Source organism: Ruegeria sp. HKCCD7181, assembly GCF_057221055.1.
Map to the genome: position 1 here is coordinate 217718 of NZ_JBWVBC010000001.1, position 26422 is coordinate 244139.

Below are 26422 nucleotides of genomic sequence, written 5' to 3' on the forward strand. Positions count from 1 at the left end.
GCCAATTGTGCGCTCGTCATAAGCACATATCAGACCTCAACCCAAGCATCAGTGTGCTTCCGTCTGCTCGCGGTAAGCTGGGAATACTTTCGCATCGGCTGGCGAGCTCATTGCGTACACAAACAAATCCGATTCAGCGCCCCTGCTACCGGTAGTTCGAAAAAATCGCATCATTTATTGGAAAGCGGAGTCGAATTTTCTCGCAAAGCTCCCGTCGGACATGATGATTTGGAAATCTCGCATCTATCGAGCGCGTCATTTCTTTTGAAACAAATGATTCAGCAGCAATCAAGGAGTTAAGGTTTTCTTTGTAAGCTATTTCTTGAAAGGCGGCATCTTTGCTTGCGTTTCTCCATTTTTCAATATCGCTGCCTTCATCAATCCACTTGCCAGTTTCCGCCCCAACTAATTGCTGAATAATTTCTGCACCAGGAAAGGGCCCACCTCCGTTAAAAGGGATTACCCGAGTCTTCCCTTTCGTATACTCGGAAAACACCGAAATATGCGAGTTGTAGTCAAAAATAAAGTTCCATCCTTTTGGAATCCCATCAGTTTGGCTCCCTGACCTTGGAACAAATAAATATCCCGCCTGCATAACCGAAGAAAAAGACTGAAACCAATCAAGGTACACGCCGTGTTTGCACATCTCGGCCATAACAGACGCAAAGCGCACCCCAGCCTCTCGCAACACGAATAGGTATTCCACTTCGTCAAACCCCAGACTGAAGAGTTTTTCATCCAAACGTTTTGCGGACTCCAAATCACATAGCAGGTTTTCGAATTCCTCAGAAGAAATAAATAGGTCTGTACAGTGTCCTGGCATCCCATCAACGGCTTCTTTCAGGCCGTCATACTCCCCGCGCAATATCGACCACGCCAGACTGTGGTGCGCAGGATAAGGCGTGACAACTTCGAAATGAACACCTTTGCCTGACATCTCCGTCGCGTGCGTTCTGCATGCGGCCTGCAAAAAAGTGCTGCCGGTTTTATGCAACCCACAATGTACTATTGCTCGCCGGGGTTTTCTGGATCGCCATGTGGAAAGGAAAGGGGAACGAAGACTGAAAGCCATGGCATTTTCCCGTTCAGTTTTGGAGAATTTTGACCGCCGCTACATAGCGCAGTGTTCATATCAGGTAAACATCGTTCGATGCCCCACCAAGTGGCCCGTCGGCATCAACTTAGACTGAGGCATTGATACAGAAGTGGACTCACTTCCAAACAACTCGCCGCGAGCCATTCGGAAGGAATTTGAACTAGCAAGCGAAGGCCAAATCCCCGAACTGCGCTCGAAAGCAGCAAAGCTGGAAGGCAAGATCGCCAATCTGATCGTTAACGAAGGATAGTTCGATAATACGTCCAAGCTTTCAATGTCGTTTCTCACAAGCCCTCACAATACTTAGAAAAACTTGTGGGATGAAAGGCCTAGTCCGGCGACTAGTGCTTTCTGCCGTTGAAAATTTGTACGAACGAAGGATTTCGAGCTGAGGAACAACCTTAACCTTCAAGAAGTTGAAGTTCCTCTACACGTCTGACGAAATGGTGCCTCAAGAGGGACTCGAACCCCCGACCTTGTCCTTACGAAGGACCTGCTCTACCAGCTGAGCTATTGAGGCACCCTTTGTCGCGGCTATGTGCCCTGCCAGAGCACAAGCCCGGTGAGGCAACGATGCGATAGGTCGTTTAGACGGTTGGGCAGCCGCGCGCAAGTGTCCGGTGCGCCAGAGTTGGCGACCCCGGCAGGATTCGAACCTGCAACCTGCCCCTTAGGAGGGGGCTGCTCTATCCAGTTGAGCCACGGGGCCGCGCGCCGCCTTCTGTAAACGGGTTTTCTGGGCTTGTCATTGCCTTTGCACAACAGTTGTAAAGATTGCCCTGTTCACGCTACCATCAGGCAAAACAACAACGCAGGTATTCCCGGTGACAACAGAAACAAAACGCCCACTTACCCTTCGTGATGTCTCGGAAGCATCCGGAGTGTCGGAAATGACTGTCAGCCGAGTACTGCGAAACCGGGGCGACGTTTCAGACGCAACGCGGACCCGGGTGCTGGCCGCTGCCAAGGAACTTGGCTACGTGCCGAACAAGATCGCAGGGGCGCTGGCATCCAGCCGGGTAAACCTGGTCGCGGTCATCATCCCTTCCCTGTCGAACATGGTGTTTCCCGAGGTCCTAACGGGCGTCAACCAGGTGCTGGAGGATACGGAGTTACAGCCCGTGGTCGGTGTCACCGATTACCTGCCCGAGAAAGAAGAGAAGGTTCTGTACGAGATGCTCTCGTGGCGCCCATCAGGTGTCATCATCGCAGGGCTGGAACACACGGACGCTGCGCGTGCGATGCTGGATTCAGCTGGCATTCCGGTGGTCGAAATCATGGATGCAGATGGCAAGCCTGTGGATGCGATGGTCGGTATTTCTCACCGTCGCGCAGGGCGCGAGATGGCTCAGGCTATACTCAAAGCCGGATACGAGCATATCGGCTTTATGGGAACCAAGATGCCTTTGGATCACCGCGCGCGAAAGCGGTTCGAGGGCTTTACTGAAGTGCTGGGCAAGCACGGGGTCGAGATCGAAGACCGCGAGTTTTACTCGGGCGGCTCTGCGCTCGCCAAGGGCCGCGAGATGACGAAGGCGATGCTGGATCGTTCGCCTGAATTGGATTTTCTTTATTATTCTAATGACATGATTGGCGCTGGCGGCTTACTGTATCTGCTGGACCAGGGCATTGATGTACCCGGCCAAATCGGTCTGGCAGGTTTTAACAATGTCGAGCTGTTGCAGGGGCTGCCACGTAAATTGGCCACGATGGATGCCTGTCGGCTTGAGATCGGACGCAAAGCGGCCGAGATCATCGCTGCACAACTGCAAGACCCGGATGCCGAGGTTGATGCGCGCGTCACTCTGACCCCCAAGATCAGCTACGGTGACACGCTGAAACGGCGCTGACCCTTTGTCGTTGCCGAAGCTGAACAACCGTGCGGCGCGCGCCGTGTTCATGCAGCGTCACGCATTGCTGGAACCTCCGTCCGGGGGTGCAAAAAACGCGGATCTACTGGATCTGATCCACCGTTTGGGCTTTGTGCAACTGGACAGCATCAATACCGTCGCGCGTGCCCATGACATGATCCTGTATTCGCGCAGGCCCTCCTATCGCGCCAGCAACCTGAAACGACTGTACGAGCGCGACAAAGCGTTGTTCGAGCACTGGACCCATGATGCAGCCGTCATTCCGATGGAGTTCTATCCCCATTGGCATCTGCGTTTTCGCCGCGACGCGGATGTGTTGAAGGCCAGATGGAAGAACTGGCGGCGGGATGGGTATGAAAAACAATTCGAAGCCGTACTCCAACACATTCGTGACCATGGGCCAGTAAGCTCTTCCGATGTCGGTAAGGATGAACGGAAAGGTTCAGGCGGTTGGTGGGATTGGCATCCCTCGAAGACAGCTTTGGAATATCTGTGGCGATCGGGTGCTCTGACCGTAATCGGCCGGGAGGGTTTTCAAAAACGGTATGATCTTACGGAACGTGTGATTGAACACCACCTTTGCCCAGGCAACCAGCCTTGCAACCCGGCTGAAACTTTGGATTGGCTGTGCAACGCGGCAATGGATCGCCTCGGCTTTGCGACCTCGGGCGAATTAGCTTCCTTCTGGGATACAGTCAGCCCGGCAGAGGCCAGGTCTTGGTGCAATACGGCTCTAACACGGGGAGAATTGGAGGAGATATGTATCGAATGCGCGGATGGCCGAATCCGGAAACTGTTTGCACGACCGGGACTCGCAGCTGAGGCCGAAACCTTACCGGCTGCACCCGGTCGGATCAGGGTGCTGAGCCCATTTGATCCTATGCTGCGCGATCGACAAAGGGCCGAGCGCCTGTTCGGGTTTCATTACCGCATCGAGGTCTTTGTTCCCGCACCCAAACGAACTTACGGATACTACGTCTTTCCATTGCTAGAAGGCGACCGTTTGGTGGGACGGATTGACATGAAAGCACATCGCGATTGCGGCGAGCTGCGCGTGAAAGCCCTGTGGCCCGAAAATTCCGTTCGTTGGTCCGACGCTCGGACCAGACGACTGGAATCTGAACTGGAAAGAGTCAGGAAGTTCACAGGACTGGAAAACGTTATTTTTGAAGACAACTGGCAGAAACTACCGAAATAGACTCTATCTTAGCGGTAATAATTTTAGGTTTCTGATCAATTCCTGCGCCTGCCGCAAAGAACTCTCAAGGGACTGACAGAACTATCCAGCCGCGCAGTGGCGCGACCATACATGGCCTCGCGACTGGTCAAGATCGATTTCAATTGTGCCAGTGCTGCGGGATTTCCGGCCATGGGTCGCTCATCCCCCCGCGCCCGGACCCGTGACATATGCTCAGCCGGAGACGCGCGTTACCAGATCGTGTGAAACTGACAGAGCAGAGTATCATATGTCGCTGGCTCGGCCACGATCCCTCCCGCTACTGCCAAAATCAGTTGACCATGGGTCGCAATGACTCTGTCTAGGGTTTGCGATTCAAGCCTGCGATACCCATCCTGACCATAGAAGGCCATAATCTCGGACAGGGGCATCCCGGCCATCTCTTCGATCACGTCGGTCAATTCAACAAAGGGAAGCTTCAGTTTAGTGCTCAGCCACGCGCTCAGTGTCGATTTCCCGGCGCCACGCAGACCGATCAGGCAAATGCGCCCAGTTCGAACGTCATTGATTGGACTTGAATGCAGAAGGTTGCGTGCAGTTTTCTTTACGTTTTCGTCGGCACAACGGTACATTTCTAAGATGCGCTCCGCGTTGCAGCAATCCGATCGAAATATTACCCTCTCCGGTCTCCAACTGAGCAAGGTAACGGGGCTAAATTCCAGACTTTTCAGAGAGAACTCTGCGGGACATACCGCATGTCTGCTGCGCTTTGCGCACACGCGCGCCAACCAGTTTACCCAGACTCTGAACAGGGATATTTGGCGGATTATTTCTCACTCCGCAGCTGTTTTGATTCAGACGGTCCGACCGACGCACCCATAACTTTGAGCCGAGCGTGTATTATAGTGCACAAAGTTCGGCACTACGGTCGCACAACAATACGCGTCGTCGGGACCGAGTGTGCTGAGAGACTGACGGGCCCGACCTAAATGTCCAGCTTGTACAGATCGCCCAGAAGGTCCAGCAACATCTCATGACGCTCGGCGCCCATCTGCACTCGGATACGTTCAGCTTGTTCAATGCTGGCAGACAGGTTGGCCTCGATGATCTGATGGCCCTTGTCACTGATTTCAACAATTTGTCGCCGACGATCTTCGGTGTCCGAACGCCGAGCAATCAGGTCTTTTTCTTCGAGCTTTTTCAGAATACGCGTCAGGCTGGGTAGCAAAAGGCAGGCTTTATCAGCAATCTGCGTGGGTTCTTGCGGCCCGTTTTCAATTAACACGCGCAGCACACGCCACTGTTGTTCAGTGACGCCAGCATCAGCCAACATGGCCCGAATGGGCCCCATGACCTTTTCCCGTCCGCGTAACAAGGCGATCGGTAAAGATCGGGACATTAAAGGAAGTTCGTCGGTCATACTGAACTTTTGCCGAATTTCCCGAACCTTGCAACCAGTCGTTGAATGTACTCTGCATTTTCGGCTCAGTGCTTGACCCGACCCCGCATCATCGCGGCGGCCCGCGCATACCCACCCGAGGCGCCGTCGACAAAATGAACATGGTCGTCCTGCATGGCCGAAGGCACAAAACACGTCATCATCGCCTCTTGCTGAGCGTGCAAGCCGTACCGGATACTTCCATCATCCTGGGCCGCTTCAAGCATCTGCTTGATCTGAGCTAGTGTCACCGGATCGCAATCCAGCGTCATCTTGAGCCCATCATCGAATTTGCGGAAATCCGCGTTTCGGCTGACCATACGTCTGTAGTGTTCTGGTTCGAACTTCCCCAAACGCAGTCCGGTCCAGAATAGTAAACCGATCAAAAGGTTCTCACCCAACAAACGCAATTTATGCACCAACAGATTGCGCCCCGCCCGCGAAACATGTGCGTCGATGTCGACACCCGGCGGCGGCCACGAGATCGGAGGACCGTTGGCGGGTACCGGGTGACCCGCCCGGTCAAGCGCTTCTGACATCGTCAGTATCGACTGGGATAATTCTGCAAAAGCCTTCTCATCAGAGTCTAATGCAGGTTGTATGACCAGAGATACGATCTGACCATGCTGGGCCGGGCTGTTCGACCAGCGGCATGACAACCCTGTCAGGTCCGGTTGCGCATCGGATCCAGCGGGTGGCACGACGAACTGACCGGCCTTCATCTCAGCTTCAGCCCAGGCTAACCCGCCTCCGGAAAACATAGCATAATCTACTCCGGATGACGGCGCATAACGCGCAACACGCAGATCGCGTCTTGCGGCACGGATTTCGGAAACAGAAACCAAGGCAGCGCGCAAAGGCATCGCGAATTCAGCCTCGGCCCAGCTGCGCAACTGCGCAAGTGTTTCGCGAGCCCGTTCAGAATCTGCCGCGGGAACGGCAAAGGCGGCGCCATCGCCGCCAAAGACATAGGGAAAAGAACGGCCGCCCAATGCGTTGATCATACCCGAGATCACGGCTGCACCGACCATATTTACGGTTTTATAGCGGCCCCGCGCGATCTCGCCAGTCGAGTCGACGATGTCGGCTACTCCGACCACCCAATCGTCTGGCAATGCAGTAAACTTTGCTGGATCACTCAGGCGAAGGAAATCGTCCAAAACTGGAACAGAGGCATAAAAGTCATTAACGGCGGTGGTCATTGCCCCCCCAAAATATTTGATCTGCAGAAGAGATAGTCCAATCGTAAATAGTTTCCGCCCATGCAACATATCACGCACGCTTGTATGTGCCATCGGGACGTGCCAAGCATTCCGCCGAGGAGGAAAGCGATGCAGGCAGGTTTGGTGATTTTGTGCCTGGCGTATGTCCTCAGCCAGTTTTTTCGCGCGTTCCTCGCAGTTCTGACGGCTGATTTGGGTCGCGATATCGGCGCCACACCCGAAGACCTGGCTTTTGCTTCGGGCCTTTGGTTTCTGGTGTTTGCTGCCATGCAGATCCCGGTGGGCTGGGCACTGGACCGAGTCGGACCGCGGCGCAGCGCAGCTGTACTGCTACTGATCGGCGGCGCAGGAGGCGCCGGCCTATTCGCGGTGGCGACGAGCCCGGCCCATATCAGTCTTGCCATGGCCTTGATCGGAATCGGCTGTTCGCCTGTATTGATGGCATCGTATTTCATCTTCGCGCGTGAGTTTCCGCCGAAAAAATTCGCCACGTTGGCGGCAGTGATGCTGGGCGTCGGTTCGGTGGGCAATCTGGTCGCGTCATATCCCACAGCGCTTGCCGTCGAATGGATCGGCTGGCGAGCCACACTGATGGGTTTGGCTATTATCTCGGCCAGCGTTTCCGTTGGTATCTGGTTCACGGTGCACGACCCCAAACGGGTTGAGACCGAACACAAAGGATCGCTTCTGGACTTGTTGAAAGAGCCAGCGCTGTGGACGATCCTGCCCCTGATGTTCGTCGCTTACGCCCCATCAGGCGCACTGCGCGGATTATGGGCCGGCCCTTATCTCGGGGACGTTTTTTCGCTCGATACCTCTCAGATTGGTAAGGCCACGCTGGTTATGGGCGCCGCGATGATTGCGGGAACTTTTGCCTACGGTCCATTGGATCGCTTTCTGAGAACGCGCAAATGGGTCATCTTCGGCGGTAATGCACTTGGTGTTCTGGCGTTGGTGATGCTGTGCCTGTGGATCAGCGAAGCAGGTTGGATTTCGGTTCTGTTGCTGGCCGTGATCGGCTTCACCGGCGCCTCTTTCCCGGTCATCATGGCCCATGGTCGCGCATTCATCCCTCCGCATCTGGTTGGACGCGGTGTGACCTTGTTGAACCTGTTTGGTATCGGTGGGGTTGGGCTCGCGCAATTCGCGACCGGGCGCATTCATGCGGCCACGGTGGACATAGGCCCGACCGCACCCTACACAGCCATATTCGGCTTTTTTGCCGTAACTCTGGGTATTGGCTGTGTAATCTACCTGTTCAGCCGCGACAGCATAGACTGACTTTCGTCAGAATCTGATAGGAGAGCGCAATGCGGGATATCGAGGTTATCGCGCCGAATTTGAAACACAGCCTCTCTGGTGTGACGACCACGGTTATCCGGCTTTTGCCAATTCAGGCGAAGATGATTGGTATTCGCGCGACTGGCCCGGGTCTTCCGAGTGACATCCCGCATATTCGCCTTTGGAAGACACTGTTTCTGTCGAACCGGAAACCCATTGTGTGGCACGCACGCCGGAACACGGAAATGCTGATGGGCCTGTTCCTGAAAACTGTGTTTAGGCGGAACTACAAGCTTCTTTTTACATCAGCTGCCCAGCGCAATCACTCAGGTTTTACGAAAAACCTGATCGCTAAGATGGACGCGCTGATCGCGACAACGCCTCAGGCTGCGTCATTCCTTGAACGCCCTTCCAAAGTGATCATGCATGGCGTGAATTCCCAGATCTTCCACCCAACCAATGACAAAGAGGCGTTGCGTACCAATCTTGGTTTGCCCTCCGGGACGCTGATTGGATGTTTCGGGCGCATCCGTCCGCAAAAAGGTGTCGATCTTCTGGTGGATGCCGCGATTGAGGTGCTTCCGTCCTACCCGGACGCCAAGATTATCTTTACGGGCAACGCTACGAAAGAGTTCGAATCCTTTCAGCGTGAACAGGAAGAAAAGCTGGAACAGGCGGGTCTGACAGACCGGGTCAGGTTTCTTGGCGAACGCCCTTGGGAAGAGATCGTAGAAATCTACCGTGCGCTGGACCTGTTTGTTGCACCGGCACGCCACGAAGGTTTCGGGCTGACACCGCTTGAAGCGATGGCTTCAGGCGTACCGGCCATTGCATGCCACGGTGTAGGTGCGTTCAGCGCGCAGATTCAGGACGGGATAACGGGCCGCCTAGTGGAAAAAGACAACGCAAGTGCTCTCGCCGCGGCCCTGAACGACATGCTGAGCGACCCCAACAAAATGGCCGCAGCAGGCACCGCAGCCCGAAAGCATGTCGAAGAGAACTTTCGAATCGAACGCGAGGCCGAAGAAATCGTTAAGGTCTATCGATCCCTACTGGGCCAAAGCTAAGCGTCAGGAAATTACCTCTATTCGCTGCCGTCCTAAGAATATTACCGAGAATCCCCTTTTTTCTTTGCTGCAACGCGGCTATGAACGCGCGTCCTTAACTTTGGAGACATGCTATGGGCTATCGCGTCGTTGTCGTTGGCGCCACGGGTAACGTGGGCCGCGAAATGCTGAACATCCTGGCTGAACGCCAGTTCCCTGTCGATGAACTTGCTGTTCTGGCAAGCCGTCGTTCGCTGGGCACCGAAGTCAGCTTTGGCGACAAGACGCTCACTACCATGGATCTCGACACATTCGATTTCACCGGCTGGGACATGGCGCTGTTTGCCGTCGGTTCTGAGGCGACTAAAGTCTACGCGCCAAAAGCAGCCGCAGTTGGCTGTGTGGTAATCGATAACTCGTCGCTCTATCGCTATGATCCCGACATCCCGTTGATCGTGCCCGAGTGCAATCCAAATGCGATCCACGATTACTCCAAGAAGAACATCATCGCCAATCCCAACTGCTCAACCGCGCAGATGGTAGTGGCGCTGAAGCCGCTGCATGACCGCGCCAAAATCAAGCGCGTTGTCGTCTCGACCTATCAGTCAGTGTCGGGCGCAGGCAAAGAGGGCATGGACGAGCTGTGGGATCAGACCAAAGCGGTCTACAATCCCACCACAGAGGTTGAACCGAAGAAGTTCCAGAAGCAGATCGCCTTCAATGTCATTCCGCAGATCGACGTCTTCATGGAAGACGGCTCGACAAAGGAAGAGTGGAAGATGGTCGTCGAGACCAAAAAGATCGTTGATCCGTCGATCAAGGTCACGGCCACCTGTGTCCGCGTGCCGGTTTTCGTCGGACATTCAGAGGCTGTGAACATCGAGTTCGAGGAATTCCTGGACGAAGACGAAGCCCGCGACATCCTGCGCGAAGCACCGGGCATAATGGTGATCGACAAGCGCGAAGCTGGTGGCTACGTCTCGCCCACCGAATGCGTCGGTGATTTCGCCACCTTCATCAGCCGCATCCGTCAGGACTCGACCGTCGAGAACGGCCTGAACCTGTGGTGCGTGTCCGACAACCTGCGCAAAGGTGCCGCGCTGAATGCGGTACAGATCGCCGAGCTTCTGGGCCGTGAGGTACTGAAGAAAGGTTAAGTCGGAGAAGCAGACGATGACAGTGGTTGGATAAGTCGTCTCTTGGGAACCAGTAGCCAGCGAAAACAGTTTGAAATGAGATTTGTTCTCCTGCACCCTATGGTTTCGGTCACCAAACAGGAACTGGCAATTCCACCGAAACCATAGGGCTATTGGCATATTACCCAGTTTAACATACTGCACAGCAAGAAAACGTTGAGGGCTTACGGTCTGACAAGGCAAAGAATAGAACGCCAATAGTTCTTTGTCCAAGAATAGAAGAAGGAAGCAGATGGGCAACACAGCGACCACCCCGATTGCGGAGCACTTTTATGACGAACCAACGGTGTTTGTGCATGCCGGCCTATTCAAGACGGGAAGCTCAACACTCCAGAGTTACTTTGCAGAGCACTCCGACTACCTGAACTCTAATGGAATTCACTACCCAACGCAGGGTACCCATTGGGCAGTAAAGGGCAACGTAACGCTTGGAAACGTAGGTAGAATTGCTAAGCAGTTGGGGGAGTGCAAAAATATTGCCGATGCAAAGGATCGGAGGCATTCTCGAAAAGAAATTTTAGCAGGTTTGGAATATATCTTCGAAACGAATTCCAAACACATCCTGATTTCAAGCGAGGTATTTACATTAAGCGACAGCGAAACACTAAATGATATCACGGAGCTCTTTCGCAAAAAGGGCTATAATACGCACTTTATTTGGCTTTTCCGGGATTTCTCCGAATATTTTTATTCCATTTACCTGCAATGCTTAAAAGTTCACGGCGAGAAACGGGACTTTAGAACTTTTGTCTCTCAATGCAGAAACGACCCCCTAGAAGTCGTGGATTCGATTGAAGGTATCAGCAATTCCAGTTTTTCTTATTCCGCATTAAACTATAAAGACGCCAACGGAGACATTATTGGCTTTTTTCTGAACACATTACTGGGTCAAAAAGCTAAAAATCATCCAATCGGCACTTTCACTCGCGTCAATAGATCACTTACGCGTCGTGAAGCCGATGCATTATTGATGGTAAATAGGCTATCGGGTAAGGATGCTGGCAACCAATTGTGGAACAGTTTCGAGGCCTCGTCGCCCGGCTTAAAAACCGAAGGCCCCAATGGAGAAGAAGTTTCAGCCATACGGGAACACTTCGAGTACTCTCTTGAAAAAGTCAATCAAGTCATCGACGGAACAGAAATTGGTATAGGGCAGCCCAAGACACCAAACCCGATAGAGGATGAGTATCAGACCATGCTTCGGGTTCTGCTGACAACCACAAGTTTGCTAAAGCGCGACATCGATGAATTGACCGCGACCGACGCAGTAAAATTGCGTAAAGAAAGAGATGAAGCGCGGGCTAAAGTGGACGAACACTTAAAGGAACTGCGTAGTGTTATTCGCTATCCTTGGAAACACATCCATCGGTTTGTTCGACGGCGTTGAATCGGGAGAAGACCAACCTTTCGTTACAATTATCGGCTACCCACCCCTGCCCCTCGAGCAGCACGTGAGGCGCGCGGTTTCGGGTTCGAAGCCTCTGCAGCCTCAGATGCTCACTATCAGCTCTTTATTGCGCAAAATCGGGCTATGCTGAGAGAGGCCTCAGACAGGAAGTGACCGGAATCCGGCTTCCGTTGGGCGGAAAGACAAAAAATGTTGTGCTATAACCACCTAACCGAAAATACAGCATGGTTCTGGCTGTCCGGTTCTCAAAACATTCGATATTCTCCTGCCTTCCCATGATCCGCCCTAATGGCCAGCGTTTTAACTGACCCGATAGCAGAACTATTCCAAGGGTCGGCCGCAAATTGTCATGTACTGACTCGAAACCGCGGCGGTGCCTGTCTGATTTCGTGTTCCTTAAAGATGTTGAGCGTGCGCGAATCTGTATGGACAGTTTTCAAGCTAACCCGGGGCGCTCCGCATTTGGAATGAGATTCGTTTTCCGAACAAAATGGCTCAACTGTTTCTCGGCCAACGCAAGCCAATCCGTCGGAAAGGAGACCACAATCAGGGAATTTTGACTTAAGAGATTGATCCTACCCCCGGTCACCCATTTTGGCTGAACGCCTAGCAGACTGGAAGAGCTATCGGCTTCTTAATCTACCCGGAGGCCGGCTAATTAACCGATTCTGCATCGGGGTTGGTTGACGATAACGGTTTAAATCCTTCTTCTTCCCGATGTTGACAAACCCGATGGTCCTTGCCACCTGATCGTCAGGCAATTCCAACGGGGCGTGGAACAGCGAAGCCGCTCTCGTTATCCCCGACGCGGCAGTTGAGGCAGCGAATGCAAGTTCTGACCAACAAAAGGCTTGGGCGAACCCTGATCAGAGGATGCTCGGCCATCCTGATCGGGCTGGTGATATTCGGGTTTACCGGAAGCTACTTCGCGGCCGGGGATTCCATTGCTCTGCTACGTCCGCAGACCGGTGTCTTGCTCGCAGTATTTGCAGTCATTCTTTTTTTCATGCGCGCCAAGTACCTGGCGCTGACCGCCTTGGTGGCAGCCATCATCGCAATCGGTTCGATCGCAATGGGGTTTACCGCGCCCGCGAAAGACTGCAACGGATCATGCCTGACGCTGTACCAGAAGAACCTGCTGAGCAGGGCCTGGCCACGCTATTCACTGGCCGACGACATCATTGCGTCGAATGCAGACATCGTGACATTGCAAGAAGTGTCCAGCCACAACCGCAAATACATGGCAAACATGTACGAGCACTATCCGACCAAACTTTTCTGCAGATTTCGCCCCCATCAGGAGGTGGCCGTTTTGACAAGTTTGCCGGTCGTCGAAGGGTCTGAATTCTGTATGTCTGGCTATGGGCTGGCCGGGTTACAGGTCGAGACGCCTGACGGTGATCCCGTTTGGGCGGTATCGTTGCATCTGTATTGGCCATTCCCTTTCGAGCAATCCGAGCAAAGTCGCAAGATCGCCGAGCGCATCGCAGAACTGGATGGTCCGGTACTGATTGGCGGCGATTTCAACATGGTGCCGTGGGGCGCCAGTGTGAAACGGATTGGTGCAGCGGCAGGCAATGAAATTTTTGGGACAACCGAAAACACGCATTACTTCGGCAGCTGGACATTGCCATTGTCGATCGACAATCTTCTGTTCCCAAAAGGCACGACGGGGACAGTTGAAATGCGTCCTTATTTGGGGTCGGACCATCTGGGTAAACTGGCACGGTTTCAGCTGCAATAGCGCAGAAGCGCAGAAGCGCAGAAAGTGACTGATTACTAGGTCGCATTTTCGACCAGGGCCTTCAGGTTTTCCAACCCGCGTTCATAATCTCCACCAACCCATTTATCCATCATAAGCCCCATCCAGCGTGCCATGGGATTCAAGCCCAGATTGGATTCAAACCCCCATGTGACCTGTGTTTCCGAACCCTCGGGCTGCAGTACAAAAGTAGCGGACGCCGTTCCCATCTGACCGAAATCCAGCGCGGTTTTCACCACCTGATTATCGATGCTCTCCACGATCTCCTGCGATCCGGTTCCCACCTGTGGGTGATCAGAACTCCAGTTCAAGGTATTTCCGACCCCCGCCTCAGGACCGCTATAGGCCAGCTTGGTTTCCGGATCTCGGGACAGCCAGGGGGACCATTTCTCGGTCTCTTGCATCGAATTCACGAATGGAAAGATTTTCTCGGCAGGCGCATTGATTGTAATACTGCGGGATACCTGTGCCTTACCTGGCAGCAGGTAGGACACGCCAACCAACGCCAGAACAATAACCAACAAGGTCCCGAAAATTCGTTTAATCAATCTCATGGCAGGCTCCGAATCCAATTTGGATACGACCAGCCTACCGAAAAGTAGCGCGAAGTCAGAGAATTGTTCCGCGCTGCTCTCTTCAGACCACAGTGAAGACCTTTTCCTTCGGATCATAGCATTGCAGACCGCCCTCACCGATATCGGTCCATAGCCCATGCAGGCTCAGCGCGCCCTCTTCAACGGCTGAGGCGACAAAAGGGAAGGTCATCAGATTCTCAAGCGAGGCTACGACCGCATATCGTTCGAACTGCCGCGCCTGATCAACACTATCCTCTACATCGGCGACCAGATCATATTTCGGCTTGAGGATGTCCATCCAGCGCCCGACAAAACTGTCCTTTGCTTCAAGCTGGGGCGCTTTTCCCTTGCACATATCTATACACCCCTGCACCCCGCCGCATTGGGAATGACCCAACACGATAAGGTGCGCCACTTTCAGCGCCGTAACGGCGTATTCAATGGCAGCACTGGTGCCGTGGTGATCTCCGTCCGGCAAATAGGGTGGCACAAGGTTGGCGATATTGCGGTGAATAAAGAAGTCACCCTGATCTGCGCCAAACATTGATGTTACATGCACCCTGCTGTCGCAGCACGAAATCACCATTGCTCGCGGTCGCTGACCTTCTGTCGCCAGCCGCTTGTACCACACCTGGTTTTCGGCATAGGTCGTGGCTTTCCAGCCATGATACCGTTTCACCAAGTAATTCGGCAGAGGTTTGGCAAAGTCCATTCTTCATGTCCCTGTCTTTACGTTTGCTGGATGATGTAACCTGAATTCGCACAAAATTCGAGACATTATCCAAACTGCAGGCAACGATTTGCAAAGGGATTTCACGTCAGTATCGGCCCACGCCGTGGGGGCGTAACGAATGGGGTGAATGTGGTGGATAAGATAATCACACTTGAACAAAAGGAATCCGTGCGTCTGGATCCGGACCGCCTGAGTGGGCTTTGCGGTTCGCTCGGCGATGCCAACACGATGGACGTATTGTGCAGAACCATCGAGGAACTGGCCCTGCGCCTGTCCAATTGCGAACGCTTCTGGCGGCAGCGCGACTGGGCAGGTCTTCGCAAATGCGCCAAGTCGCTGGTCGCGATCTCGGATCAGGTTGGGATGACTGCGCTGGCCCGGGTGGCGGGTGACGTTGTGCACACGGTCGATGCCGGAGACGCTGTAGCCACCGGGGCCACGCTCAACCGGTTGATCCACGTAGGTGAACGTTCGTTGACCGCCGTTTGGGATCAACAGGATCTTTCGGTCTGACGGGGGTTGCGGGCGGGGTGTGGACGGATAGTCTGGGCGCGACCGAACCAGCCGAGACGCCCATGACCCTGTCCTTCGCTTCGCCCGCCGATCCAGCCCTTGCCCTGCACCTTGTTGCCCAGCCCGATCTGGAAGGCTGGCTCAAAGACCAGCCGGAAATGGTGAAGTCCTGGGTTGTATCCAACGGGTTTACCGGCGCAGTGGGCCAGGTCTTGCTGGTTCCCGAGGCAAACGGATCACCGGGTTTCGCGTTGGCGGGCTACGGCACCGAGGCGAAACGCGCACGCAAGCGGTTTCCGTTAGCCGCTGCTGCCGAAGCTTTACCCGAGGGCACATACCGCATCGCTTCTGGGTTGCCCAAGGCAGTCGCGCAGACGGAATGCCTTGGTTGGCTCCTGACGGGTTACGCGTTTGACCGCTATGCCTCGCAATCGCCAGCCAAAGCGCGGCTGATTGCCCCTGAAGGGATTGACGCCGCCCGCATCGAGGCCATGGCAAGCGCCGAAGCACTGACTCGCGATCTGGTCAACACGCCCGCCTCGGACATGGGGCCTGCGCAATTGCAGGCAGCGTCCGAAGCGTTGGCACAGGAATTCGGCGCGTCTTGCGATGTGGTCATTGGTGAGGCGCTCTTGCAGCAGAACTTTCCCATGATCCACGCTGTAGGCCGGGCTGCGGAACAATTGCCCCGTCTGATCGAGATGAACTGGGGCAACACCGGGCCAAAGCTGACTCTGGTCGGCAAAGGTGTATGCTTCGATACCGGCGGTTTAGACCTGAAGCCGGCTGCGGCGATGGGGTTGATGAAAAAGGACATGGGCGGAGCAGCCAACGTGCTGGGCCTCGCCCGGATGATCATGGCGCTGGGCCTGCCGCTGCGATTACGGGTACTGATACCTGCGGTCGAGAATGCCGTCGCCGGCAACGCCTTTCGCCCCGGAGATATCCTGACCGCGCGTAGCGGCCTGACAGTTGAGATTAACAACACCGACGCTGAGGGGCGTCTGGTTCTAGCAGATGCGTTGGCTTTGGCGCAGGAAGGTAATCCGGATCTGATGATCTCGATGGCAACCCTGACGGGTGCTGCGCGGGTTGCCGTGGGGGCGGATCTGGCTCCGTTTTACACGGATGACGAACACGCTGCGGGGATTCTGGCAAGGGCCGCTCAACAGGCAGCAGATCCAGTCTGGCGGATGCCTTTTCATGACCCTTACGAGGCGCTGATCGAACCGGGTATCGCTGACTTGGACAATGCGCCTTCCGGCGGGTTCGCCGGATCAATTACCGCAGCCCTGTTCCTGAGGCGTTTTGTAGGCAATAGCCGCTATATGCACTTTGACATCTATTCGTGGCAACGCAGCAAAGAACCCGGACGCAGCAAAGGGGGCTTTGGACAAGGACCGCGTACCTTGCTGACCGCCTTGCCGGAGATTCTTAGCCTATGACCCAAATGCGCGTAATCCAACCCGTCGTCGACCTGCTGCGCAGCCCCGATGGCCCCCGGGATCGGCAATTGCTGTACGGAGAAATGGTGTCGGTGGCCGAAGAAGATGAGGCGTATAGCAGGGTCACAGCGGAAAAGGATGGCTACTCCGGCTGGGTCGTCTCAGAGCATTTGGGGCAGATTGAGCCGCAAACGCATTGGATCGTTGCGGCCGCGACACACGCCTACGCAGAGCCGGATCTGAAAAGTCCCGATCAAACCTCGTTGAGCTTTGGCAGTAAAATACGGGCGCTGTCCGAGCAGGACGGATTTCTGGAGACCTCACTGGGGTTTATTCCCGCTGTTCATGCTGTGCCCACCTATTCCCGCCTGAATGATCCGGTGGCTGCAGCCGAACTGTTTTTAGGCACACCTTACCTTTGGGGCGGCAACAGCCGGTTTGGGCTGGACTGTTCCGGCCTGGTGCAAGCCTGTCTGCTGGCCTGTGGCATTCCATGTCCAGGCGACAGCAGTGAGCAGGAGCGTGCGTTGGGAACGGCCGTGCCTGCCGGCACTCCTGCCAAACGTGGCGATCTGCTGTTCTGGAAAGGGCATGTCGCCTGGGTCGCCGCAGACAATCTGCTGCTGCATTCAAATGCTTATCATATGGCGGTGGCACTGGAACCTATGGATCAGGCAATTGCCCGCATCAAAGCTCAGGGGGACGGGCCGGTTACCGCCTATAAAAGGCTTTAATCCGGATCAACTGATCGGATTAGCTTGCGTTCCAACACACGCAGCACCGAACGCAGGTCATGCCCGCGCTTCAGAATACGTCCATCCATACCCACGACCGAGTACATCCCTTGTCTCATGCGCGAACGAGGGTGCTTTTCCACGCGATAGATGGGATGCTCCGCAGATCTTCGAAAAATCGAAAATACCGCCGTCTCTCGCAGGTTTGAAATCCCGTAGTCTCGCCATTCCCCCGCGGCAACCATCCGGCCATAGACGGACAGGATCTGAGACATCTCTCGCCGGTCAAAAGCCACCGGCATCTGCGCCGATTGTGAGGGAAACCGGCTTGGAGGCTGCATGTTCATATGACCAGCCTTGCCGGAAATTGCATTTGAATCAAGCCCGGTGGAAATCAGTGTGGTACTTTTGAAGCACCATTAACGGCGCCCAACCTGGTGACAGATCAGAATAACCGGCAACAATCCCACGGCCAGAATAACCAGCGAGGGCACCGCCGCGCCCTCAAGCCGTTCGTCCGAGGCAAGCCTGAAAGCCTGTACCGCCAATGTGTCAAAGTTGAAGGGCCGCATGATCAATGTTGCGGGTAATTCCTTCATGACATCGACAAACACGATCAACAGCGCGGTCAGCAGGGAAGGCGTCAGAATCGGCAGGTGAACCCGTCGCAATGTTCCCAGCGGAGTCTGACCCAGCGATCGCGCGGCCGCGTCCATGTTGGCGTGTACCGTGCTTTGCCCACCCTCATAGGCACTCAACGCGGCGGCCAGAAACCGTATCATGTATGCCGCAACCAGCAGCCAGATCGAACCCGTAACCAGCAAGCCGGTCGAGATACCGAAAGTCTGGCGCATCCATGCATCCAGTGCGTTGTCGAAGCCTGCGAATGGCACAATCAGTCCCACGGCGATCACTCCGCCCGGAACGGCATAGCCCAGACGCGCCAAATAGGCTGTAGTGGCTGAACCCCGCCCAGGTCTAAGGCGTTGATAGAACCCAATTGATACGGCCGCGCAAACGGTTAGAACGGCCGCCGTTCCAGCCAGAGTCAGTGAATTACGAATGAATCCGACATAGCGGCGTGACATGAGGTTTTGCTCGGATTCCAACCCCATTTGCACAAGGATCACCACAGGCAGCAGAAACCCGAAAAGGACTGGGATTGCGCATAGCAGGAACGCTGCAAGAGATTGCCACCCCTTCAGCTCAGCGGCAGGCAGAACCGAATGGCGCTTCCCGGCCTGATAGTATTTTGCCTTGCCACGCTGTGTTCGTTCGCTGACGGCCATGACAAGGGCAAATGCCAGAAGGCACAGCGCCAGCTGCGCGGCGGCTGCCCTGTCGGCCATCGAGAACCAGCTTGTGTAAATCCCTGTCGCAAAGGTCTGCACACCAAAATAGGCCACGGTACCAAAGTCAGCGATTGTCTCCATCACGGCCAGTAGCACGCCGCCCGCAATTGCAGGACGCGCCATCGGTAGTGAGACGCGCCAAAAGGCTGACCACGGGCCATTACCCAATGCCCGCGCTGCCAGAAAGGCTGTGGCGCTTTGTTGCAGGAACGCGGCACGGGCCAGCAGGTAGACGTAGGGGTAAAGAACGAGAACAAGCATCACGGCTGCGCCCTCGGTCGAGCGGATCTCGGGGAACCAGTAATCCCGCGGTCCCCACCCGGTTACATCCCGCAGAGTCGTTTGCACGATACCGGGGTGATCCAGAATGAATGTATAGGCATAGGCCAGCACATAAGCCGGAAAAGCCAAGGGCAGCACAAGTGCAACTTCCAGAACCCGAACACCGGGAAAGCGAGTCATGGTAACCAGCCACGCGGCGCCCACGCCGATTGAGAATGTACCGATGGCCACCAGCACCACAAGTATTGCCGTGGTCATCATGTACCCAGGCAAAACAGTCTCTAACAAATGCGATATCGTTTCCGTTCCACCGGTCACTGCGGCCAAAATCACGGCCAACATCGGCAAAAGGCACGCCGCAGCGACGGTATAAGCGATCCCGCCGACAAGTCGGGTGCCCAGCACACCTCGATTGCGTGCTCCGTGTTCTGAATATTCGATTTCGGCCATGGCTTGTGACTGACGGTCCCGAAGGTTCTGCCTTTAATCGACCAAAATGCTCGGAAACGCCAGTGGGGCGACCAATAAATCTGCGGCACATACTGCCGCAGATACTGCCAGACACCTTATTCGTAGACGCGCTGATCCTCGATCACCAACCCGTCCTTAGGCAGTGACCCGGGGGCGACAACCTCTATCGCTCCCTTCAGCTTCAGGACTTCGACCACAGACTTGGCATAGGCGTCGCCGTTGCTACTGGGGCTTTCAATCTGAACTGTCATCGTGTCCATCTCACCTTGTCGCGCGGCGATGACACGGGCTTTGACGATCTCATCATGTTTTTCGACCAGCGCAGCCACCTGTTCGGGGCGGACAAACATGCCTTTGATTTTAGTGGTCTGGTCCGCGCGGCCCATCCAGCCTTTGATGCGCAAATTGGTGCGACCGCACGGTGAAACACCCGGCATGATCGCGGACAGGTCACCAGTGGCAAATCGGATCAGCGGATAGTCAGGATTGAGCGAGGTAACCACAACTTCGCCCACGTCACCCGGAGCGACCGGAGTGCCAGTGCCCGGGGTTACGATTTCCACGATAACGTGTTCATCGATGATCATCCCCTCCATCGCTGGGCTTTCATAGGCGATGTTACCCAAGTCAGCCGTGGCGTAGCATTGCAGACAAGAAATCCCGCGATCGGCATAATCCTGACGCAGGCTGGGAAACAGCGCCCCGCCACCAACAACAGCCTTTGAGAAATTCAGGCCAACGCCCATCTCTTCAGCCTTGTCCAGAATGACCTTCAGGTAATCTGGAGTACCTGCATAAGCGGTACACCCAACGTCACGCGCAGCTGTAACCTGCAATTCTGTCTGACCAGTCCCGGCGGGAAGCACCGCAGCGCCTACCGCGCGGGCGCCGTTTTCAAAGATCATGCCGGCTGGTGTCAGATGATAACCAAAACAGTTGTGGACGATATCACCGGGGCCGACGCCTGCTGCATGGACGAATCGCCCCATCCGCCACCAGTCGTGATCGGTGCTGCCCGGTTCGTAGATCGGCCCCGGCGACTGGAACACATGGTGGAAATGTCGCGCCGGTTTCACGGTAAAGCCACCAAACGGAGGTCGCGTCGCCTGTGCCTGTGTCAGATCGGATTTCCGCAGTACCGGCAGCACTGGCAGATCGGTAACCGAGGTAACCGCATCAATATCCACATCCGCCAAATGGGCAACGAACCCAGGCGCGGATTTCGCGCGTTCGATCTGAATTCGCAGCGCCTGCGCCTGATCGGATGCGCGCTGGTCCGCGGAGCGCGTTTCGAGTGCGTCGAAATATGTCATCGCCTGATCCTCCATCCGCTCACAGCCACCTCTTGCGGCGGCGATAGGAGCGTACGTCGCGGAAACTCTTGCGGCCTTCTTCGGACATACCAAGGTAGAATTCCTTGACGTCCGGATTCTCACGCAGGTCGGCGGCGGGGCCGTCCATTACCACACGACCCGATTCCAGAATATAACCGTAATGCGCGAACCTTAGAGCCACATTTGTGTTCTGTTCAGCCAACAGGAAAGACACGCCTTCCTGTTCGTTCAAGTCCCTCACGATGCCGAAGATCTCTTCGACCAGCTGCGGTGCCAGACCCATCGAGGGTTCGTCCAGCAGGATCGTCTCGGGCCGGGACATCAGCGCGCGGCCCATTGCAACCATCTGCTGCTCACCGCCAGAGGTGTAGCCTGCCTGAGAGCGGCGGCGTTCCTTGAGACGGGGGAAATAATTGTAAACCAGTTCAAGATCCTGCTGGATCGCGCCCTTACCATCTTTGCGAGTATAGGCGCCGGTCAATAGGTTTTCCTCGACCGTCAGGTGTTCAAAGCAATGACGGCCTTCCATCACCTGGATGACACCCTTTTCGACCAGAACAGCCGGGTCGCTTTCATGAACGCTCTCGCCGCGATATTTAATCGAACCCTTGGTGACTTCGCCGCGCTCGGAATGCAGCAGGTTCGAGACCGCTTTGAGCGTGGTCGTCTTGCCCGCGCCATTACCGCCCAGCAGCGCCGTGATCCCACCTTTGGGCACGGACAGGCTGACGCCTTTCAGCACGAGGATCACGTGATTGTAGATCACCTCGATATTGTTGACCTCAAGCAGGGTTTCCGCCTGCACGTCAGTGGTTTGTGCCGCATCCAGCATCAGCGCGTGTCCTCATGCCTGTCCCGGAAAACCGGGCCTTTTGGGGTTCGAGCGGCAGCGGTACCGCCGCTCGGGATTTGTCGGCGCCCCGGATTGTTTCCGGGGCAACCCTGTATCATTCGCAGCGTGGCGAAATGTTGTTCTCGGACGCATAGGCCGCCGAGTCTTCTGCGATCAGCGCACCGATCACTTCAGCGTCGGTCGGCTTGAAGTCCTGGATTTTGTTCCAGGTGCCTGTCGATGCATCCCACTGGACGACGCCCACCAAACCCGGACCACCGTGGTTTTCGCAGCTCACCGAGAATTCAGGACCAAATCCGGTCATGCCCAGCGCGTCCATCTTGGCGTTGGTCATTTCCAGTGCTTCCATGCCATCACGCATCATCGATGCGTCGATATCCGCCACGCCATGCATCTCTTGCGCGGTCTTGATCGCCTCAGAGGCCAGCATCGCCGCGTAGAGACCGCGGTTATACTGCACCGCGCCCAGCTGATCGCCTGCACCCGCGGCCTTGCCCGCGTCAACGACATGCTTCCGCAAATCGTCATAGACCGGATAGTCATCTCCCAGGCCGGTGAAAGTCAGTGCCTTGTAGCCAGTGGCCTTGTCACCCGCAGGTTCAACGTCGAATTCCGCACCGGACCACCAAACGCCGATGAAGTTCTCCATTGGGAACCGGATGTTGGCCGCTTCTTGTACCGCAACCTGGTTCATCACGCCCCAGCCCCACATGACCACGTAATCCGGCTTTTCACGACGGATTTGCAACCACTGCGATTTCTGTTCCTGACCCGGATGGTCCACTGGCAGCAAGGTCAGTTCGTAGCCATGCTTTTCGGCCAGAGTTTCCAAGGTGCGGATCGGTTCCTTGCCATAGGCCGAATTATGGTAAACCAGCGCGATTTTCTTGCCGCTCAGGTCGCCGCCATTTTCGTCCAACAGATAGTTGATCGCACCCGACGCCCCGTTCCAGTAGTTGGCGGGATAGTTGAACACGTTGCTGAATACCTTGCCGTTGGCAGCCGATGTGCGGCCATAGCCCATCGTGTGCAGCGGAATGCCGTCTGCGGTCACTTTTGGGATCAACTGATAGGTAATCCCGGTCGACAGTGGCTGATAGACCAGCGCGCCTTCGCCCTTGGTGGACTCATAGCATTCCACACCCTTTTCGGTGTTGTATCCGGTCTCGCATTCGATCACTCGCACCGGAACGCCACCAATGCCACCATCGCGCTCGTTCAACAGAGTGAAGTAGTCATTGTAGCCATCCGAGAACGGGATCCCACCGGCAGCATATGGGCCGGTTCGGTAGCTCAGATCCGGGATTACAAGATCCGCCAGTGCCGGCCCCGCAGCCATAAGGGCGCCCAGCGCCATGGTTGCTATTTTCTTGTTCATCGGGTGTTTCCTCCCTTGATTGATCCGATGTTGAATTCGGGCTTTGCACCCGTCTTTTTTGATTGGGCCTGCCCCGCCTAGTGGGGGAACGGCCAGAGTCTGAGTTTTTCCTTTGCCACACGCCACAGCTGCGCCAGGCCATGTGGTTCCAGGATCAGGAACATGATGATCAGGGCCCCAACGATCACCAGCTGAAGATGCGCCACGATATCCGTAGGCCAGCCCAGCACATCGACGCCGACAACTTTCAGAACTACCGGCAGCAGGACCAGAAACGCGGCCCCAGCAAAAGACCCAAAAATAGACCCTAATCCGCCGATAATGACCATGAACAGCACCAAGAACGATTTCTGGATACCGAACACCTCACCCACTTCGACCGCTCCCAGATAGACAGCAAAGAACAATGCGCCAGCGATGCCGACGAAGAATGAACTGACTGCGAAGGCGGTCAGTTTCGCCTTCAGCGGGTTCACCCCGATGATCTCGGCGGCGATATCCATGTCGCGGATCGCCATCCACGTCCGACCCGTTGTGCCACGGGTGAGGTTGCGCGCAATGATGGCGCAGACGGTCAGGAAAATCAGGCAGAACAGATAGGTTGCCCAGGCCGGCGCGTTCGGCCCGGTAATAATGATGCCGAACACATCACGCTCGGGCGCATTGATCTGCCCCGAAGCGGAGTAATTGTAGAACCACGGCACCCGGTTGAAGAGCCAGACCAGAAAGAACTGCGCCGCCAGCGTCGCCACCGCCAGATAAAAACCTTTGATCCGCAAGCTCGGCAATCCGAACAGAACGCCTACAACCGCTGTGATACCACCTGCCAGCAGCACGTGGATAAACATGCTGACATCCGGGAACGCGGTCATCAGTTTGTAGCAGGCGTAAGCCCCCACAGCCATGAAACCGCCGGTCCCCAGCGAGACCTGCCCACAATAGCCCACAAGGATATTCAGCCCGATCGCTGCGATGGCGTAAATAAGGAAGGGCAACAGCAGCGCATTCGCCCAGTAATCATTGATGATGAACGGGATGATCCCGAATGCCACCGCCAGCACGACATAGTATCGGTACCGGTCAAACTTGATCGGGAAAGTCTGGCTGTCATCTACGTAAGAGACTTTGAAATCTCCGGCCTCACGATAGAACATGTTTTACCTTCCCCATTCTTCCTGCGCCCGGTTGCGGGTCGCCGCATCCAGTTGTTTCGACGATTTGGCATAACCGCTCTGTTCGGTTACCCGCACCAGCTTCATGTAGGCTACGACCCCCGTCACCAGGCCGGCAAAGGCCAGGATCGCAGCAACCGTCAGTTGGCCTTTGGTCAAACCCTCCGCCGTGAGCGCGAGGTACCCAAAGGCCCAGAACCCTGCCCAAGCGATCACATTTATGATGGCAATCAGCTTGCTCACGCTCTACACCCTCTCGATGATTTTCTCGCCGAACAGGCCCTGCGGCCGGAACACCAGGAAGATCAGCGCCAGCACATAAGCAAACCAGTTCTCGGTTGCGCCGCCCACCAGCGGACCGATTGAGAATTCAAAGAGCTTCTCGCCCACACCGATGATCAGTCCGCCGACAATAGCTCCGGGGATCGAGGTAAACCCGCCCAGCATCAGCACTGGCAGCGCCTTGAGCGCGATCAGCGACAGCGAGAACTGCACGCCCGACTTGGTGCCCCACATGATACCGGCGACCAAGGCGACAAAGCCTGCAACCGACCAGACCATAACCCAGATGAAGTTCAGCGAGATGCCAACGGACAGCGCCGCCTGATGGTCATCTGCCACCGCACGCATCGCGCGGCCTTGCTTGGTGTACTGGCTGAATGCCACCAGAGCAGCAACCAACAGCGCCGCAATGATCGTCGCCACGATGTCCAGATTGTCGATGAAGAAGCCGTAATCGAAGATGTTGAAGGTCGTCTCATCGATCCACAGGTTGATACCCTGCGGCAGACCCACATCCAGCGTCTTGATCTCGGACCCCCACATCAGGTCGGCCACACCCTCAAGAAAGTACGCCAGACCGATTGTCGCCATGAACAAGATGATCGGCTCCTGTCCCACCAGATGCCGCATCACGAACCGCTGCACTGCCCAGGCCAGCAGCACCATGACACCCATGGTCAGGATGATGGCCAGCAAGGCCGGGACATTCCAGCCGAAATAGTGGATATGCGTGCCGAAGGTGGCGTTGATCAGATGCGCAAACGGCACCTGCCCATTCATGATCCCCACCAGCGTCATCGCCGCAAACAGAGCCATAACCCCTTGGGCGTAATTGAAAATCCCAGAAGCCTTGTAGATCAGCACAAAGCCCAGCGCGACCAGCGCATATAGCACCCCAGCCATCAGACCGTTGAGGATGACCTCCATCGCAAATACGAGTTGTTCAGGCATGCCAGCCCCCCTCCAATTCTGTCCGGTGCTCAGTCATGGCTGACCCCCAGATAGGCGTCGATGACTTCCTGGTTGCTGCGCACCTCGTCTGGTGTGCCGTCGCCGATTTTCTTGCCGTAATCCATAACGACCACGCGGTCGCTCAGGTCCATCACCACGCCCATGTCATGTTCGATCAGCGCGATGGTGGTGCCGAATTCGTCATTCACGTCTAGGATAAATCGGCTCATGTCCTCTTTCTCCTCGACGTTCATCCCGGCCATCGGTTCGTCCAGCAGAAGAAGCTTGGGCTCTGCCGCCAATGCGCGGGCCAGTTCCACCCGCTTTTTCAGGCCGTAAGGCAGGCGCGATACCGGTGTCTTGCGGATATGTTGAATCTCAAGGAAGTCGATGATCTTCTCGACCGCCTCACGGTTTTCAACCTCTTCCGCTTCGGCTTTACCCTTCCAGAGCGCCTGCTGAAAAATATTGGTTTTCATGTAATTCAGCCGCCCGGTCATGACGTTATCCAAAACGCTCATACCCTCGAACAAGGCGATGTTCTGGAATGTCCGGGCGATACCCTGCCGTGCCACCTCATAGGGCCGCATCGGCGGGCGTTTGGCGCCATGGAACCAGACCTCGCCCTCTTGCGGCACATAAAACCCCGAGATCACGTTCAGCATCGAGGACTTGCCCGCCCCGTTCGGCCCGATGATCGCGCGGATCTCGCCCTCACGAATGTCGAACGAGATATCCTTGATCGCTACCACGCCGCCAAAGCGTAGGGTGATGTTTTTCATCTCCATCACCACACCGCCGATCTTGCGGCCATCCTCGGTGACATATCCTTCGGAGTTATCCAGCATC

Annotated in this window: 25 protein-coding genes and 2 tRNA genes; 10 read left to right on the forward strand and 17 right to left on the reverse strand. The window is 55.6% G+C overall.

The window, feature by feature from the left end:
- Positions 1-145: 145 nt before the first annotated feature.
- The 3 genes from AC2TCY_RS01110 to AC2TCY_RS01120 all read right to left on the reverse strand — a co-directional run bounded on the left by AC2TCY_RS01110 (position 146) and on the right by AC2TCY_RS01120 (position 1805).
- Positions 146-1072, reverse strand: coding sequence for a hypothetical protein (locus AC2TCY_RS01110; RefSeq protein ID WP_480844911.1), 927 nt, complete (start codon positions 1070-1072; stop codon positions 146-148).
- Between the two features lie 468 nt (positions 1073-1540).
- Positions 1541-1616, reverse strand: a tRNA-Thr gene (locus AC2TCY_RS01115).
- Between the two features lie 112 nt (positions 1617-1728).
- Positions 1729-1805, reverse strand: a tRNA-Arg gene (locus AC2TCY_RS01120).
- Positions 1806-1920: 115 nt separating this feature from the next.
- Here AC2TCY_RS01120 and AC2TCY_RS01125 point away from each other — a divergent pair.
- Complete coding sequence (locus AC2TCY_RS01125; RefSeq protein ID WP_480844913.1) at positions 1921-2946, forward strand: LacI family DNA-binding transcriptional regulator; 1026 nt, start codon at positions 1921-1923, stop codon at positions 2944-2946.
- 4 nt (positions 2947-2950) lie between these two features.
- A complete protein-coding gene (locus tag AC2TCY_RS01130; RefSeq protein WP_480844915.1) occupies positions 2951-4165 on the forward strand; it encodes a winged helix-turn-helix domain-containing protein in 1215 nt (404 codons plus the stop codon).
- A 230-nt stretch (positions 4166-4395) separates the two neighbouring features.
- Here the strand turns inward: AC2TCY_RS01130 and AC2TCY_RS01135 are convergent, their stop codons facing one another.
- The 3 genes from AC2TCY_RS01135 to AC2TCY_RS01145 all read right to left on the reverse strand — a co-directional run bounded on the left by AC2TCY_RS01135 (position 4396) and on the right by AC2TCY_RS01145 (position 6784).
- Positions 4396-4776 carry a shikimate kinase gene (locus AC2TCY_RS01135; RefSeq protein WP_480844917.1) on the reverse strand — a complete coding sequence of 127 codons (381 nt, stop codon included), beginning with the start codon at positions 4774-4776 and terminating at the stop codon, positions 4396-4398.
- Between the two features lie 353 nt (positions 4777-5129).
- Positions 5130-5564: a homoprotocatechuate degradation operon regulator HpaR gene (gene hpaR / locus AC2TCY_RS01140; RefSeq protein WP_480844918.1), complete on the reverse strand. Its 435-nt coding sequence runs from the start codon at positions 5562-5564 to the stop codon at positions 5130-5132.
- 65 nt (positions 5565-5629) lie between these two features.
- Positions 5630-6784, reverse strand: a complete 1155-nt coding sequence (locus AC2TCY_RS01145) for a DUF3095 domain-containing protein (RefSeq protein ID WP_480844919.1) — start codon at positions 6782-6784, stop codon at positions 5630-5632.
- Positions 6785-6913: 129 nt separating this feature from the next.
- Here AC2TCY_RS01145 and AC2TCY_RS01150 point away from each other — a divergent pair, with 129 nt between their 5' ends.
- The 5 genes from AC2TCY_RS01150 (at position 6914) to AC2TCY_RS01170 (ending at position 13480) form a co-directional block, all read left to right on the forward strand.
- A complete protein-coding gene (locus tag AC2TCY_RS01150; RefSeq protein ID WP_480844921.1) occupies positions 6914-8086 on the forward strand; it encodes an MFS transporter in 1173 nt (390 codons plus the stop codon).
- A 29-nt stretch (positions 8087-8115) separates the two neighbouring features.
- Positions 8116-9153, forward strand: coding sequence for a glycosyltransferase family 4 protein (locus AC2TCY_RS01155; protein WP_480844923.1), 1038 nt, complete (start codon positions 8116-8118; stop codon positions 9151-9153).
- Between the two features lie 113 nt (positions 9154-9266).
- Positions 9267-10289 carry an aspartate-semialdehyde dehydrogenase gene (locus AC2TCY_RS01160; RefSeq protein ID WP_480844924.1) on the forward strand — a complete coding sequence of 341 codons (1023 nt, stop codon included), beginning with the start codon at positions 9267-9269 and terminating at the stop codon, positions 10287-10289.
- 271 nt (positions 10290-10560) lie between these two features.
- Positions 10561-11715, forward strand: coding sequence for a hypothetical protein (locus AC2TCY_RS01165; protein ID WP_480844926.1), 1155 nt, complete (start codon positions 10561-10563; stop codon positions 11713-11715).
- An 847-nt stretch (positions 11716-12562) separates the two neighbouring features.
- Positions 12563-13480 carry an endonuclease/exonuclease/phosphatase family protein gene (locus AC2TCY_RS01170; protein ID WP_480844928.1) on the forward strand — a complete coding sequence of 306 codons (918 nt, stop codon included), beginning with the start codon at positions 12563-12565 and terminating at the stop codon, positions 13478-13480.
- 35 nt (positions 13481-13515) lie between these two features.
- On the opposite strand, the gene AC2TCY_RS01175 is transcribed toward AC2TCY_RS01170, so the two are convergent.
- A complete protein-coding gene (locus tag AC2TCY_RS01175) occupies positions 13516-14052 on the reverse strand; it encodes an SRPBCC family protein (protein WP_480844929.1) in 537 nt (178 codons plus the stop codon).
- 82 nt (positions 14053-14134) lie between these two features.
- Complete coding sequence (locus AC2TCY_RS01180) at positions 14135-14785, reverse strand: carbonic anhydrase (protein ID WP_480844930.1); 651 nt, start codon at positions 14783-14785, stop codon at positions 14135-14137.
- A 144-nt stretch (positions 14786-14929) separates the two neighbouring features.
- On the opposite strand from AC2TCY_RS01180, the gene AC2TCY_RS01185 reads away from it, so the two are divergent.
- The 3 genes from AC2TCY_RS01185 (at position 14930) to AC2TCY_RS01195 (ending at position 17498) form a co-directional block, all read left to right on the forward strand.
- The gene (locus AC2TCY_RS01185; protein ID WP_480844931.1) at positions 14930-15319 is read left to right on the forward strand and encodes a hypothetical protein; all 390 of its coding nucleotides are present in this window, start codon (positions 14930-14932) and stop codon (positions 15317-15319) included.
- Positions 15320-15381: 62 nt separating this feature from the next.
- Positions 15382-16764 carry a leucyl aminopeptidase family protein gene (locus AC2TCY_RS01190; protein ID WP_480844932.1) on the forward strand — a complete coding sequence of 461 codons (1383 nt, stop codon included), beginning with the start codon at positions 15382-15384 and terminating at the stop codon, positions 16762-16764.
- On the forward strand, positions 16761-17498 hold the full coding sequence (locus AC2TCY_RS01195) for a C40 family peptidase (RefSeq protein ID WP_480844934.1): 738 nt from the start codon (positions 16761-16763) through the stop codon (positions 17496-17498). The genes AC2TCY_RS01190 and AC2TCY_RS01195 overlap by 4 nt, the downstream gene beginning before the upstream one ends.
- Here the strand turns inward: AC2TCY_RS01195 and AC2TCY_RS01200 are convergent.
- The 9 genes from AC2TCY_RS01200 to AC2TCY_RS01240 form a co-directional block, all read right to left on the reverse strand.
- Positions 17495-17845 (reverse strand): DUF2794 domain-containing protein, encoded by a 351-nt coding sequence (locus AC2TCY_RS01200; RefSeq protein ID WP_480844935.1) that lies wholly within the window; start codon positions 17843-17845, stop codon positions 17495-17497. The two genes, AC2TCY_RS01195 and AC2TCY_RS01200, sit on opposite strands and share 4 nt — an antisense overlap.
- 72 nt (positions 17846-17917) lie before the next feature.
- Positions 17918-19582: an ABC transporter permease gene (locus AC2TCY_RS01205; protein ID WP_480844936.1), complete on the reverse strand. Its 1665-nt coding sequence runs from the start codon at positions 19580-19582 to the stop codon at positions 17918-17920.
- A 116-nt stretch (positions 19583-19698) separates the two neighbouring features.
- Positions 19699-20916: a phenylacetate--CoA ligase family protein gene (locus tag AC2TCY_RS01210; protein WP_480844938.1), complete on the reverse strand. Its 1218-nt coding sequence runs from the start codon at positions 20914-20916 to the stop codon at positions 19699-19701.
- Between the two features lie 19 nt (positions 20917-20935).
- Positions 20936-21769: an ABC transporter ATP-binding protein gene (locus tag AC2TCY_RS01215; RefSeq protein ID WP_480844939.1), complete on the reverse strand. Its 834-nt coding sequence runs from the start codon at positions 21767-21769 to the stop codon at positions 20936-20938.
- Positions 21770-21884: 115 nt separating this feature from the next.
- On the reverse strand, positions 21885-23168 hold the full coding sequence (locus AC2TCY_RS01220; protein WP_480844941.1) for an ABC transporter substrate-binding protein: 1284 nt from the start codon (positions 23166-23168) through the stop codon (positions 21885-21887).
- Between the two features lie 77 nt (positions 23169-23245).
- A complete protein-coding gene (locus tag AC2TCY_RS01225; protein WP_480844942.1) occupies positions 23246-24322 on the reverse strand; it encodes a branched-chain amino acid ABC transporter permease in 1077 nt (358 codons plus the stop codon).
- Positions 24323-24325: 3 nt separating this feature from the next.
- The gene (locus AC2TCY_RS01230) at positions 24326-24583 is read right to left on the reverse strand and encodes a hypothetical protein (RefSeq protein ID WP_480844943.1); all 258 of its coding nucleotides are present in this window, start codon (positions 24581-24583) and stop codon (positions 24326-24328) included.
- A 3-nt stretch (positions 24584-24586) separates the two neighbouring features.
- Positions 24587-25573 carry a branched-chain amino acid ABC transporter permease gene (locus AC2TCY_RS01235; protein WP_480844944.1) on the reverse strand — a complete coding sequence of 329 codons (987 nt, stop codon included), beginning with the start codon at positions 25571-25573 and terminating at the stop codon, positions 24587-24589.
- Positions 25574-25602: 29 nt separating this feature from the next.
- Positions 25603-26421 carry an ABC transporter ATP-binding protein gene (locus AC2TCY_RS01240; RefSeq protein ID WP_480844945.1) on the reverse strand — a complete coding sequence of 273 codons (819 nt, stop codon included), beginning with the start codon at positions 26419-26421 and terminating at the stop codon, positions 25603-25605.
- Between the last annotated feature and the right edge of the window lies 1 nt (position 26422).